This is a genomic window from Microbacterium esteraromaticum (assembly GCF_900163815.1).
In the GTDB taxonomy this organism is placed as follows: Bacteria; Actinomycetota; Actinomycetes; order Actinomycetales; family Microbacteriaceae; genus Microbacterium; species Microbacterium esteraromaticum_B.
On sequence record NZ_FUKO01000010.1, the window covers coordinates 1 to 12818 of the forward strand.

A 12818-nucleotide genomic window follows, 5' to 3' on the forward strand; every position below is an offset into this window, starting at 1 on the left:
CCTTCGTTGAGACCCCGCCCTGTCGTTGACACCCCGCCCTGTCGTCCACACCCCGTCCTGCGGCCGCCCATAACCCGGGGTGTCGGCGGGAACACGGGGTGTCGGCGGCGGAAGGCGGTCGGATGCTGCGGGCGGACGCCGTAGGCGCGCCAACTCGACAGCATCCGCCCCGGTAACCTGGAAACCATGCTCAATATGGCCGAGGGCCTGTCCCGACTCGGCGCGCTCGCCGCGAATCCTGTCGTCGCCACTCTCGCGACGGCCTTCGCCGACGCCGGATTCGAACTCGCCGTCGTCGGCGGCCCGGTGCGCGATGCGATTCTGGGCCGCGAGACCCACGATCTCGATTTCACGACGAACGCCCGCCCGGATGACATCCTTCGCATCGTCAAGCCGATCGCCAGCACTCACTGGGATATTGGTCGCGCTTTCGGCACGATCGGCGCCCGCGTGCGCAGCGAGCAGGTCGAGATCACCACCTACCGCGCCGACAGCTACGACGGGTCCAGCCGCAAGCCGGTTGTCGAGTTCGGCGACAGCATCCACGGCGACCTCGTGCGCCGCGATTTCACGGTCAATGCGATGGCGCTGCAGGTGCCCGCCGTCAAGCTCGTCGACCCGACCAGCGGCGTCGAAGACCTCGTCGCCGGTATCCTCCGCACCCCCATCGATCCCGACGTCAGCTTCGGCGACGACCCGTTGCGGATGCTGCGCGCTGCGCGCTTCAGCGCCCAACTCGACTTCACCGTCGACGCCGCCACTTTCGCCGCGATCGAGAAGCTGCGCGAGACCCTGAAGATCGTTAGCCCCGAGCGGGTGCAGGGCGAACTGGTGCGGCTCATGCAGACGGACGACCCGGTGCGCGGCATCCGCGTTCTCGTCGACAGCGGCCTGATCGAGGAGTTTCTGCCCGAGGTGAGCGCGCTGCGTCTCGAGGTCGATGAGCACCACCACCACAAGGACGTCTACGAGCACTCGCTCACCGTCGTCCGCCAGGCGATCGAGCTCGAGCGCCAGCGCAACCCCGATTCCGAACCCGATGTCGCGCTGCGCATTGCGGCGCTGCTGCACGACATCGGCAAGCCCCGCACCCGCAAGCTTGAGGGCGGCGGCGCCGTCACCTTCCATCACCACGATGTGGTTGGCTCACGCATGGCGCGCAAGCGTCTGCAGGCACTGCGATTCGACGGTGACACGACGGATGCTGTCGCGAAGCTGATCGAGTTGCACCTGCGCTTCTTCGGCTACGCCGAGGGTGCCTGGACCGACAGCGCCGTGCGCCGCTACGTGCGCGACGCCGGTGCCCAGCTCGACCAGCTGCACATCCTCGTGCGCGCCGATGTCACCACCCGCAACAAGCGCAAGGCCTCCCGCCTCGCCGCCGCCTATGACGACATCGAGCGCCGCATCGTCGAGTTGCGCGAGCAGGAAGAGCTCGACAGCATCCGTCCCGACCTCGACGGCAACCAGATCCAGCAGATCCTCGGCATCCCGCCCGGACGCGAGGTCGGCGAGGCGTACCGGTACCTGTTGGAGATCCGTCTCGATGAGGGCGTCATCGGAGCGGATGCTGCCGCCCAGCGACTCCGGGAATGGTGGACCACCCGGCCGTGAGCCGCCATGCCACTGCGCAGGTGTCGGTCTCGTCACGATCCTGACCGATCGGTTGGTTATCTCGCTTTGCGGCGATTATATTGATGCCGAACCGCGTCAATGATCTGCGCGGATTACCGAGCCATCACAGGGCAGGTTATGTCAATGAAGATTTCCAGGGGCCGACTCGGCCTTGCCATCGGGGCGCTCGGCGTCTCGGCACTCGTTCTCTCCGGATGCGCTTCGAGCACCGCCGAGAAGGACGGCGATAACGGTGAAGCCTCGGGCGAATCCATCATCGTCGGCACCACCGACAAGATCGTCTCGCTCGACCCGGCCGGCTCGTATGACAACGGATCGTTCGCGGTGATGAACCAGATCTACCCGTTCCTCATGAACAGCAAGTACGGCACCGCCGAGGTCACCCCCGACATCGCCGAATCGGCCGAGTTCTCCTCGCCGACCGAGTACACCGTCAAGCTCAAGTCGGGCCTGAAGTTCGCCAACGGCAACGACCTCACCGCCAGCGACGTGAAGTTCTCGTTCGACCGCATGGTGAAGATCGCCGACCCGAACGGCCCGTCGTCGCTTCTCGGCAACCTCGCCTCGGTCGAAGCCCCCGACGACACCACCGTCGTTTTCACGCTGAAGAACGGCGACGACCAGATCTGGCCGCTGATCCTCTCCAGCCCCGCTGGCCCCATCATCGACGAAGATGTCTTCTCGGCCGACGCGGTCACCTCCGACGATGACATCGTCAAGGGCGAGGCCTTCGCCGGTCAGTACACGATCGACTCGTACAAGGTGAACGAACTGGTCTCGTACAAGCCGAACCCCGACTACAAGGGTGTGCTCGGCGCTGCAGAGAACAGCGGCGTGCAGACCAAGTACTACGCCGACGCCTCGAACCTCAAGCTCGCGATCGGCAACGGAGACATCGACGTGGCGTTCCGCAGCCTCTCCGCGACCGACGTCGCCGACCTGGCGACGAACGACAAGGTGCAGGTCGTCGACGGCCCCGGTGGAGAGATCCGCTACATCGTCTTCAACTTCAACACCATGCCGTTCGGTGCGACGACCGATGACGCCGACCCGGCCAAGGCGCTCGCAGTCCGCCAGGCGATGGCCGACCTGATCGACCGCGACGCGGTCGCGAAGAACGTCTACAAGGACACCTTCGCACCGCTGTACTCGTACGTGCCCGAGGGCATGCCCGGTGCGACCACGCCGCTGAAGGACATGTACGGCGACGGCAACGGCGGACCTGACGTTGACAAGGCGACAAAGGCGCTGGCGGATGCTGGTGTCAGCACCCCTGTCACGCTGAACCTGCAGTACAACGGCGACCACTACGGCCCCTCTTCGGGTGACGAGTACGCCGCGTACAAGACGCAGCTGGAGAAGGGCGGCCTGTTCAAGGTCAACCTGCAGCAGACCGAGTGGGTGCAGTACTCCAAGGACCGCAGTGCTGACGTCTACCCCGAGTACCAGCTCGGCTGGTTCCCGGACTACTCGGATGCCGACAACTACCTGTCGCCGTTCTTCCTGAAGGAGAACTTCCTCGCGAACCACTACGACAACCCGGCCGTCAATGACGCCATTGTCGCGGAGCAGAGCGAGACGGATTCGGACAAGCGTCTGGAGCAGATCGGTCAGATCCAGGAGATGGTGGCGAAGGATCTCTCCACGCTGCCGATCCTGCAGGGCAAGCAGGTCGCGGTCGTCGGAAAGGACGTCAAGGGCACCACGCTCGACGCGTCGTTCAAGTTCCGCTTCGCACCGCTGAGCAAGTAACGCGTTCGACACCCAGGGGTATTGCGTCACCGCAATGCCCCTGGGTCGTGCTCGCCCGAAGAACGCAAGAAGAGGTACCTGAATGGCCGTCGATATCGGCGATGCACTCGTCCCGGTTCAACCCCGCAGCCGCTCCAAAGGCGGAGGGCTGTGGCGCTACATCCTGATCAGACTGGTGCTGATCATCCCCACGGTTCTCATTCTGGTGAGCACCGTGTTCTTCCTGATGCGGATCACCGGTGACCCCATCACTGCGGCCCTCGGCGGCCGGCTGCCTGCAGATCAGCTGGCGGAGCGCATCCACGCGGCCGGCTATGACCGCCCGCTGTGGCAGCAGTATCTCGAATACCTGGGCGCGATCTTCCGCGGCGACTTCGGCACGACGATCACCGACCGTCGGCCGGTGGTCGAAATTCTGCTCCAGTACGGAGCGGCCACTCTCGAGCTCGCGATCTACGCGCTGCTCGTGGCACTGATCATCAGCATCCCGCTGGGACTCGTCGCCGCCTACCGTCGTGACCGCTGGCAGGACGCCATGCTGCGGGTGATGGCGATCCTCGCCTACGCGACGCCGATCTTCTTCGCAGGTCTCCTGCTCAAGCTGATCTTCGCGGTGTGGCTGGACGTGCTGCCGGTCTCCGGCCGCGGCAACACACGCACCGAACTACTGATGGCCGGGATGGACACGCCCACCGGCATCTACCTGCTCGACGCGATCCGACTCGGCAACCTTCCCGCGATCGGTGATGTCCTGCAGCACGCGATCCTCCCCGCGGTCGCACTCGGTCTGCTCACGGCCGGCGTCTTCCTGCGCCTGATCCGCACCAACGTGATCGGCACGCTCGGTCAGCAGTTCGTCACCTCCGGCCGCTCCCGCGGTGTCAGCGAATACCGCCTGGTGACCAAGCACGCCTACCGGCCCGCGCTGATCCCGATCATCACTGTGATGGGCATGCAGATCGCGCTGCTGCTGGCGGGCGCGGTGCTCACAGAGACCACTTTCGAATGGAAGGGCATCGGCTTCATGCTCGCCGAGTACCTGAAAGCGCGTGACTTCGTGGCGGTGCAGGGCATCGTCGTGATGATCGCGGTCGTCGTCGCGGTGACGAACTTCCTCGTCGACATCGTCGCCGCCTTCATCGACCCGAGGGTGAGGTACTGACATGCCCGCGATCCCCGATTCCTATGACGAGATGCCGACCCCGAAGACGTCGGCGCTCGCCGCAGTCGCGCCGCGCAAGAAGCACTGGAGCGAAAAGGTTCCCGTCCTGTCGCAGTTGCGGCAGAGCATCGGCCTGCAGCGCGGGATGCTGGTGACCGGACTGGTGATCACCGCCGTGTTCATCCTGGTCGCGGTGCTGGCGCCGCTGATCGCGCCCTACTCCTGGGCGCAGCAGCAGACCGCAGACGGCGTCTCCTTCGGCACGCAGCAGGCGCCCAACAGCCTGAACCTGCTGGGCACAACCGTGTCGGGCTTCGATGTGCTCTCGCGCGTGATCTGGGGGGCGCAGACCGCTCTGCTGGTGATCATCGCCGCCATCGCCTGCTCGATCTTCATCGGAATCGCGCTCGGACTGGTCTCCGGCTACTTCGGTGGGTGGCTCGACCGCATCCTGGTCGTCATCGCCGACGCGATCTACGCATTCCCGTCTCTGCTGCTCGCCATCGTCATGTCGATCGTGATCAGCCGGGGCCAATCCACGCTCTTCGGCGGCATCATGGCGACCGCGATCGCGATCACCGTGGTGTTCGTGCCGCAGTACTTCCGTGTGGTCCGCTCTGAGGTGGTGCGGGTGCGAGCCGAGCCGTTCGTCGACTCGGCAAAGGTGATCGGCGTACCGACCTCTCGCATTCTGCTGCGGCACGTGCTGCGCAACTCCACCCGCTCGCTGCCGGTGATCATCACCTTGAACGCCTCCGAGGCGCTGCTGACTCTTGCAGGGCTCGGATTCCTCGGCTTCGGCATCGAAGCGACCGCCGCCGCCGAATGGGGCTATGACCTCAACCGTGCGATGCAGGATGTGACCAGCGGCATCTGGTGGACGAGCGTGTTCCCCGGTGTGGCGATCGTTCTGGTCGTGCTGGGCGTCACCCTGGTCGGAGAGAGCCTGAACGACTTGAGCGACCCTCGGCTGCGCATGCGCCGTCGCGCCGGTGCGAAGAAGGCCGGTGCGAAGAAGAAGGTCAGCAACGCGAGCGAAGGAGCACAATCGTGAGCCAGACATCGGCGGCCGTTGCCGAGATCCGCGACCTGAGAGTGGTCTTCGCGACCGATGACGAGCCCGTCGAGGCCGTCAAGGGCATCTCGCTGGCCGCGAATACGGGCGAGGTGCTCGCGATCGTCGGCGAGTCCGGATCGGGCAAGACGGTCACCGCGAACACGCTGCTCGGTCTGCTGCCTGAGACCGCCACAATATCCGGCGCGGTGATCGTGCGCGGACGAACCGGCGATGAGACCGACATCGTGCACGCCAGCCAACATCACCTGCGGCAGATGCGCGGGCGGGATGCCGCGATGGTGTTCCAGGAGCCGTCGACTGCCCTGAACCCGGTGTTCACCGTGGGATGGCAGATCGCCGAGGGGCTGCGCGCGCACACGAAGATCTCGAAGAAGGATGCCAGGGCTCGCGCCATCGACATGCTGCGCCGCGTCGGCATCCCCGAGCCCGAGGAGCGCATCGACCACTACCCGCACCAGTTCTCGGGCGGGCAGAAGCAGCGCATCGTCATCGCGATGGCTCTGGTGCTCGATGCCGGGCTGATCATCGCCGACGAGCCGACCACGGCTCTGGATGTCACGGTGCAGGCCGAGATCCTCGACCTGCTGCGAACCTGCCGTGACGAGTTCGGCGCGACGATCGTGCTGATCACCCACAACATGGGGGTGGTTGCCGATCTCGCCGATCGCGTCGTCGTCATGTACCAGGGCGACATCGTGGAGGAGGCTCCGGTCGCTGAGCTGTTCACGAACCCGCGCGAGGAGTACACCCGCAAGCTGCTGGCCGCAGTGCCTCACGTCGGCCAGGGCAAGTCGGCTACGGCTCCGCCGGCAACGGCAGTAACGACGCCGCAGGACGAGCAGCATCTCGCCCCGCCCGTGCCCGAGGGCAGCCTGATCGTCGCGACCCGTGCCGAGATCGGCTATCCAGGACGCTTCGGACGCAACGCTGTCGTCGCGGTGAAGGGCATCGACTTCCACGTCGGCCCCGGCGAAGTCGTGGGCCTGGTCGGCGAGTCGGGCTCGGGCAAGACGACGATCGGCCGCGCTGTCGTGGGACTGACCACGGTGCTGGGCGGGTCGCTGACGGTGCTCGGGCAGGAGATGCGCGGGGTGAAGAGCCGCACTCTCACGCCGCTGCGCCCGCAGATCGGCTTCGTGTTCCAGGATCCGGCGACGAGCTTCAACCCGTTGCTGACGATCGCCGAGTGCATTGCCGAGCCGCTGATCGTGCACGGCCGTGCGTCGAGCCTGCAGTCCGCCCGCGCTCGCGTGAACGAGTTGCTGGATGCGGTTCGCCTGCCCACCAATTTCGGCGACCGCTATCCGCACGAACTCTCCGGCGGTCAGCGGCAAAGAGCGTCGCTGGCGCGAGCACTCGCACTGGATCCGAAGCTGCTGATCGCCGACGAGCCGACCAGCGCCCTGGATGTCTCCGTGCAGGCGACAGTGCTGGAGCTGTTCGTGCAGCTGCAGGCCGAGCTGGGATTCGCGTCGCTGTTCATCAGCCACGACCTCGCCGTGATCGATGCGGTGTCAGATCGAATCATCGTGCTGCAGCAGGGCGAGATCAAGGAGCAGGGGACCACCGCCCAGGTGCTCGGCGACCCACGCGATCAGTACACGCGCGAGTTGCTCGCGGCGCTTCCGGTGCCGGACCCTGTTGCGCAGGCCGAGCGGCGCGCGCAGTGGGAGGCCGTGCGGCGGCACTGAGGCCGGATGGCCGGGGAGCGGCCGCCCTCGGGCTCGGCGCGTCAGCTGAGGCGTTCGGGCACGACGATCTCCACTTCGTCAGCGATGAGCTCGAAGTCCTTCGGGTTGAGAGTCGCCAATCGGGCGCCGAGCGCATAGGCGTGTCCGGCGATCATCGTGTCTTTGCTGCGCGCATGGGCCGGTCGCTTCGTCGCAACGATCGCGGCCAAGTGACCGTACCCGCTCGCCGCGGCTTCGTCGAAGGCCAACCAGTCCGTACTCAGGAGTCGTGTGATCCGGTGAAATCGCCGCGTCCTGCGCTGGCGGAGATCCTGGGTGGATGTTAGCTCGATGCCGAACCGCAGCTCGGCGGCGGAGAGCGCACTGAGGCAGGCGCGCCCGTCTGGCAGCACGAGATCGTCGATGTCGATCAACACGCTCGTGTCGAAAAGGATCATCGGCGCTCCTGCTGTCCCTGCTCACGCCGCAGACGTTCAGCATGCTCCCACGGGTCCCGGAAGGGCTCCTCGTCATACGGACGCGCGTTGTACTCATCGAGCCACTCTTCGGCGACACGTCGGTCTTCCTCAGTCCGAGGATTCGCCGCGATGCGCGCGTTGATCTCGGCTCCGGTCGTGTACCAGCGGCCTCTCCCGTGCTCCCGGTCGAGTCGTTCCTCCAGACCGCTTCGCGAATCGTTGTCCGCCGCGAGCCGCATCAGCGCCTCGCGGATCTCGGCCTCCATCGAACGCCCATTGCGCTTCGCGCGCTTCTTGAGCGCGTCGACGACCTCATCACTGAGGTTGCGGATCGTCACTGCGGCCATGATGCACCTCCTGCTGGCATTCTGCTAGCACCACCCATGCTAGCAGAATGCCAGCAGACGCTCTTCTGGCCGCATCATGGGGCAGGGTAACGGCGCTCGAGGCGATCATCGAGGTCGAATCAGAAGCTCATCATGATCCGCAGCGCGACCACCCCGATGACCATCACGACCCCGAGTACTGCCACCCACGACGCACTCTTCTTGAGGCGGCGTCCTTGCAGCGCGACGCCGGGTGGGGGTGCGAGCGTCCCGGCCGGCGGCGCGAAGGGCAGAGCCGGTGCGGTACCGGCGAGTGTGGCGGCGCTCACAGCATCCGGATGCTGCGCCTCGGTAAGTCCCGTCTGCGCGGCCGCACGAGCCTGGGTCTCCGCATCCGCCTGAGCAGCGCGCAGTCGGTCATCGCGCCAGCGCGCCCACTGGTCGAACTTCGTCATCAGCGCACCGACGGTGCCGAACAGCCAGGCCCACGTCTGCGCGTCGAGCGTTGATGCCGCTCGTGGCATATACAGAAACATCCAGTCGTCGACGATCTCCACGTCGAGCTGGGCGGCGTGGTCGATGAACCGCGCCATGATGTCTGGCGTGAACAGATACAGCGCATCCGGCTCGTAGCCGTCGGGGCAGTACAGCTGGAAGTACTGATCGAAATCGCCATCCAGTGAGAGGCGTTGACTCTTCTGAAAAGACGCGGGCAGGTTCGAGCCGAAGATCGAGTTGTTGCCGATGGCGTCCAGCACGATATTCGGCAGGGGCACGTCGAGCTTCACCGCGACGTAGCCCCAGTGATGCGTGGACCGATTCTTGCCGGACCCGGTGGTGTACTCGTAGTTGCCGAATTCGACGAAGCGCGGCCGAGTGCCACGGACGACGTCGGTGGTCTCACGGCTGCTGCCGAGCGAGAAGATCATGCCGGGAAGCGGTGGTTCCTTGATGCTCGCCACGTAGGACATGCCGTTCAGCGAAGCGAAGCGGTGCAGCCGATAGCGACGGACGCGCCGACGGCGCCACGATGACCAGGCCAACAACCCGATGCCGATGATGACGGCGGCGACCACCACAATCGGCAGGACAGCAAGTCCCGGCGAGCCCGACGAACTCAGCATCCCGGTCACCGCCACGATGGCGGGCACGAAGACGACGAGAAAACCCAAGGCGAACACGGACAGGAACGCGGCCAGGAAGATGGTGCGGCCCGTGCTCGCGCTCGTTCCAGTGGCGGCGCTCTGCGCTCGCATCTGTGCGCTGAATGATCGCACTTCCGCCGGGTCGACGGGATCGGTGAGCGGTCGTGCGTTGAATCCAGCGGATGCTGGGGGCTGGGGAACGGGCATCGTCATCGGGTCGCCTCACCGACAGAAGAGAGCATGCGTAAACGGTACCTGGGTCAGCCCAGCAGACCTGGAAGCACGTTCTGCACGACGAAGATCGCAACCAGCAGCACGATCCCCGCGACAGCCGCCCAGGACACCCCCTGCTTGAGGCGACCGCCCGCCAGCGCAACGCCACGCGGAGGCGCCGGCACCGCAGAAGCCGGAGGGGCGGATGCCGACGCGCCCGCATCCGCGCCAGCGCCCGCATCCGCGCCAGCGCCAGCCGCAGCACCCGCCGTCAGCCGGTCATCGCGCCACCGTGCCCACTGATCGACCTTCGCCGTCAGGGCATCGACGGTGCTGAACAACCAGGACCACGTCGCCGGGTCGGTCGTCGAGACGGGGCGCTTCAGGTACAGGAACATCCAGCTATCGACGATCTCGACGTCGATCTGCGCGGCGTGGTCGATGAACCGCGCCATGATGTCGGGCGTGAAGAGATACAGCGCGTCGGCCTCGTAGCCGCGCGGACAGTACAGGGTGAAGTACCGGTCGAAATCGCCCTCCAACGACAGTCGCTGCTCCCCAGAGAGGGCGGCGGGCAGCCGAGAGCCGAGCGAGTTGTTGCCGAGGGCGTCCAGCACGATGTTCGGCAGCGGAGAGTCGAGCTTCACCGCGACGTACCCCCAGCGGTGCCGGTTCGATTCCGCGCCGTTTCCGCTCAGGTACTCGTAGTTGCCGTACTCGACGAAGCGCGGGCTGCGACTGCGCACGAGATCGCTGGAATGGCGATACTTTCCCACCTGGAAGATCATTCCGGGCAGCCGCGGCGCATCCATCCGCCCCACGTACGACATCCCGTTCGACGCCGCGAACCGCGAGATGCGGAACCGCGCGCGATTCACCGCACGGGCGCGCAGCACGTTGTACAAGATGATCGCCGCCGCGATGACGATGAAGGCGCCCAGCGCGAGGCGGATCGCATCGCCCACGATCGGAGGGGCACCGCCCATCAGCAGGCTGACGAAGCCAGGAGCGACGAGCAAAGCGACCAGCAGGATCGCCCCGACCGCGATGCCGGCGCCAAGTGACTGCCGCTGCTGCTCTTTCGGCAGCGGGTGCTTCGCCTTCATCTCGCGCCGAAAAGCCCCCACGGCGCGCGCGGTGACGGGCTCGCTCAGTGGGCTCATATCGATGGTCGGAACGTGGGTCCCTGAGCCTGTCGAAGGGCCCGTCATCTGTTCACCTCGTCGGCTGTCCAGGTCAGATCGGCGCCAGCAGAGATCGGCAGCGCCTCGAGCCGCGGATCGGCACAGATCTCGGCGATCAGTTCGGCAGAGCCCGCCACGATGGTCGAGTCGAAGTCGATCTCGCTCACCAGCACCCAGGCTTGGTCGGCGGGCCAGAGGATATTCGGATGCTGCGCCGTCGGCGCGAATCCATGCGCCTCTCCGGGCCGGTCGCGCCACGGCGCGTCGAGCACCCACTTCGGGTCGGTGAATGCCGATGACGCGGCTGAGAACAGCACATATTCGCGGCCGGGCAACTCCAGCCGCGGTCCGTTCGACACCTCATCGGAGAGGATTCCGGGCTGCCAGGTCGGTTTCCGGAACCCGTTGTTGAACGGATCGTGGATGCTGCGCTGCAGCATCTCCTGGTGCCGGGCGGCATCCGGATCCTCGTCGGCATCCCCGCCGAAGGACAGGAATGCCCGCGACGGCGTCTCGCCGAAGAAGCCGAGCAGGCCGCCGTATCCTTCCCAGACCGCGGCGACGCCCTCTGCGGGAGTGGACGTGTGCGCAGCCAGGTGCGCGGCGATCGGCGCGAGCAGAGTCGCGTCCATCTCGCCTTCCACCGGAGACGAGAATTCACGCCCGTCCGGGGCGATGCGCGTCTGCCAATCGCCATCCGTGGGCGTGCGCACGATGCTCTGCCACTGCGCCAGCGGGTGCATGACCGTGCCGAAGGCTGCGGCAGCATCCGCCCAACTCGCCGGCCCGTCGACGAAGCGCTCACTCAGCGCCTGCTGCTCGGCCTGCGGCATCCGGTCGTACTCGTCCCAGCTCGGCACCGCGCGATCCGGAAGCGAGCGAACGGATGCCGGATGGAACACGCGCGCATACGCCGGAAACCCGCGCGGCACGACGCCGTGCATCGTGTCGTATCCGTCGTCGAGCAGCGCGCGCAGCCAGGCTCCCGCGGACGGGTCATCGATCCAATGCATGTGCCCACGCTACCCGGGCCGATTTGCCGAGCATGCGCTCCGGACGGCCATAATCGAGGGGTGACTGCGACTCAGACCCTCCCCTCACTCCACGACCGCACCTTCAAGATGGTGTCGTCGACGACCTCCGCCGTGAACGCCGAGGCGCCGAGCACCTTCCGCTATTTCGAGCAGGACGGCGTGATCTGGGGTGACTACACCGGCGACACCGTCACCATCGGCAAGTTCGTCGGCACCCGCACCGGCGACACGATCTGGGTGTCGTTCGTGCACGTCCTCGCGGACACCGGAGAAGTCATCACCGGCAACGGCGAGAGCGATATCGAGGTCGATGACGAGGGAATGCTGCGCCTCGTCGAGCACTACGAGATGTTCGGCGCTCCGCAGCTGAGCGTGTGCGTGGAGAGCCCGGCGAGCTGACGACGGCGGGCTGACTCACCGAGCAGCGGACGGGGTGTCAGCGCGGAGGAAGCGCATCGCGCCCGGACGTCGCCGGCGTCCACTGCGTCATACCCAGCGGTGCTTCGAAGTCGCGCTCGGGCAGATCGGTGGGCAGCACGTAGGGCCGCCGGATCACCTCGTCGAGCACGACGACGCTGACGACGGTGCGCACCTCGGGCAGCTGCGCGATCACGCCGGTCGAGAACTCGTGCACTCCGCTGACATCCGTCGCCCGGATCAGCAGCATCGCATCGTGTTCGCCGGTGGTCACCGCGCAGTACTCGATATCGGGCATGTCATCGATCTGGGCTCGGAACGACGCCCACGCCTGCGGGTAGACGGTGACGAAGATCATCGCCCCGATCGACAACCCTGCCCGGGCGGGATCGACTCGCGCGCTGAACCCGGTGATCACCCCATCGGCCACGAGTGCTTCGATGCGGGTGTACGCGTTGGCCCGAGAGATACCGACCTTCTCGGCGAGAGCGGCGATCGAAATGCGACCGTTATCGCGCAGAAGTTCAAGGATGCGAAACGAGATCTCATCGAGAGGCGTGGCACTTCGTCCAGTTTCTCGGCCTGGTTCGTTGTTGGCGCTAGACATTCTGCATCCTAACCTCCGTTGGTTTGAGGGATTCTATCTATATGACGGTTTGTCATTGGACAGATCGTCGCACATCATGGGAATCTGTTCACGGTCGTCCACCGCTGGATGCTCCG

The 12818-nt window shown here is 66.0% G+C and carries 12 protein-coding genes; 6 read left to right on the top strand and 6 right to left on the bottom strand.

Annotated elements, in window-relative coordinates; genetic code table 11:
* Window positions 1-186 precede the first annotated feature (186 nt).
* The 5 genes from FM104_RS02540 to FM104_RS02560 all read left to right on the top strand — a co-directional run bounded on the left by FM104_RS02540 (window position 187) and on the right by FM104_RS02560 (window position 7318).
* Window positions 187-1614 carry a CCA tRNA nucleotidyltransferase gene (locus FM104_RS02540; RefSeq protein WP_087129898.1) on the top strand — a complete coding sequence of 476 codons (1428 nt, stop codon included), beginning with the start codon at window positions 187-189 and terminating at the stop codon, window positions 1612-1614.
* Between the two features lie 144 nt (window positions 1615-1758).
* A complete protein-coding gene (locus FM104_RS02545) occupies window positions 1759-3387 on the top strand; it encodes an ABC transporter substrate-binding protein (RefSeq protein WP_373407828.1) in 1629 nt (542 codons plus the stop codon).
* A gap of 82 nt (window positions 3388-3469) precedes the next feature.
* Window positions 3470-4549 (top strand): ABC transporter permease, encoded by a 1080-nt coding sequence (locus tag FM104_RS02550; RefSeq protein WP_087129900.1) that lies wholly within the window; start codon window positions 3470-3472, stop codon window positions 4547-4549.
* Between the two features lies 1 nt (window position 4550).
* On the top strand, window positions 4551-5603 hold the full coding sequence (locus tag FM104_RS02555; protein ID WP_179206640.1) for an ABC transporter permease: 1053 nt from the start codon (window positions 4551-4553) through the stop codon (window positions 5601-5603).
* Complete coding sequence (locus FM104_RS02560) at window positions 5600-7318, top strand: dipeptide ABC transporter ATP-binding protein (protein WP_179206641.1); 1719 nt, start codon at window positions 5600-5602, stop codon at window positions 7316-7318. Before FM104_RS02555 ends, FM104_RS02560 begins: the two co-directional genes overlap by 4 nt.
* A 41-nt stretch (window positions 7319-7359) precedes the next feature.
* Here the strand turns inward: FM104_RS02560 and FM104_RS02565 are convergent, their stop codons facing one another.
* From FM104_RS02565 to FM104_RS02585, 5 genes are all read right to left on the bottom strand, one after another.
* Complete coding sequence (locus tag FM104_RS02565) at window positions 7360-7755, bottom strand: PIN domain-containing protein (RefSeq protein WP_087129901.1); 396 nt, start codon at window positions 7753-7755, stop codon at window positions 7360-7362.
* The gene (locus FM104_RS02570; protein ID WP_087129902.1) at window positions 7752-8123 is read right to left on the bottom strand and encodes a FitA-like ribbon-helix-helix domain-containing protein; all 372 of its coding nucleotides are present in this window, start codon (window positions 8121-8123) and stop codon (window positions 7752-7754) included. The genes FM104_RS02565 and FM104_RS02570 overlap by 4 nt, the downstream gene beginning before the upstream one ends.
* A gap of 119 nt (window positions 8124-8242) precedes the next feature.
* Window positions 8243-9460, bottom strand: a complete 1218-nt coding sequence (locus tag FM104_RS02575; protein WP_087129903.1) for a hypothetical protein — start codon at window positions 9458-9460, stop codon at window positions 8243-8245.
* A 47-nt stretch (window positions 9461-9507) separates the two neighbouring features.
* A complete protein-coding gene (locus FM104_RS16430; protein ID WP_256971483.1) occupies window positions 9508-10671 on the bottom strand; it encodes a DUF3137 domain-containing protein in 1164 nt (387 codons plus the stop codon).
* The gene (locus tag FM104_RS02585; RefSeq protein WP_087129905.1) at window positions 10668-11657 is read right to left on the bottom strand and encodes a hypothetical protein; all 990 of its coding nucleotides are present in this window, start codon (window positions 11655-11657) and stop codon (window positions 10668-10670) included. The genes FM104_RS16430 and FM104_RS02585 overlap by 4 nt, the downstream gene beginning before the upstream one ends.
* A gap of 60 nt (window positions 11658-11717) precedes the next feature.
* Between FM104_RS02585 and FM104_RS02590 the strand changes: the two genes are divergently transcribed.
* Window positions 11718-12077: a hypothetical protein gene (locus FM104_RS02590; RefSeq protein WP_256971484.1), complete on the top strand. Its 360-nt coding sequence runs from the start codon at window positions 11718-11720 to the stop codon at window positions 12075-12077.
* Between the two features lie 37 nt (window positions 12078-12114).
* Here FM104_RS02590 and FM104_RS02595 read toward each other — a convergent pair whose 3' ends face one another.
* On the bottom strand, window positions 12115-12702 hold the full coding sequence (locus FM104_RS02595) for an Lrp/AsnC family transcriptional regulator (RefSeq protein WP_087129906.1): 588 nt from the start codon (window positions 12700-12702) through the stop codon (window positions 12115-12117).
* Window positions 12703-12818: the final 116 nt, after the last annotated feature.

Excerpts from the sequence above, each read along its gene's own strand:
- FM104_RS02540 (WP_087129898.1), top strand. The coding sequence starts at position 187 with ATGCTCAATATGGCCGAGGGCCTGTCCCGACTCGGCGCGCTCGCCGCG.
- FM104_RS02545 (WP_373407828.1), top strand. The coding sequence starts at position 1,759 with ATGAAGATTTCCAGGGGCCGACTCGGCCTTGCCATCGGGGCGCTCGGC.
- FM104_RS02550 (WP_087129900.1), top strand. The coding sequence starts at position 3,470 with ATGGCCGTCGATATCGGCGATGCACTCGTCCCGGTTCAACCCCGCAGC.
- FM104_RS02555 (WP_179206640.1), top strand. The coding sequence starts at position 4,551 with ATGCCCGCGATCCCCGATTCCTATGACGAGATGCCGACCCCGAAGACG.
- FM104_RS02565 (WP_087129901.1), bottom strand. The coding sequence starts at position 7,755 with ATGATCCTTTTCGACACGAGCGTGTTGATCGACATCGACGATCTCGTG.
- FM104_RS02570 (WP_087129902.1), bottom strand. The coding sequence starts at position 8,123 with ATGGCCGCAGTGACGATCCGCAACCTCAGTGATGAGGTCGTCGACGCG.
- FM104_RS02575 (WP_087129903.1), bottom strand. The coding sequence starts at position 9,460 with ATGACGATGCCCGTTCCCCAGCCCCCAGCATCCGCTGGATTCAACGCA.
- FM104_RS16430 (WP_256971483.1), bottom strand. The coding sequence starts at position 10,671 with ATGACGGGCCCTTCGACAGGCTCAGGGACCCACGTTCCGACCATCGAT.
- FM104_RS02585 (WP_087129905.1), bottom strand. The coding sequence starts at position 11,657 with ATGCATTGGATCGATGACCCGTCCGCGGGAGCCTGGCTGCGCGCGCTG.
- FM104_RS02595 (WP_087129906.1), bottom strand. The coding sequence starts at position 12,702 with ATGTCTAGCGCCAACAACGAACCAGGCCGAGAAACTGGACGAAGTGCC.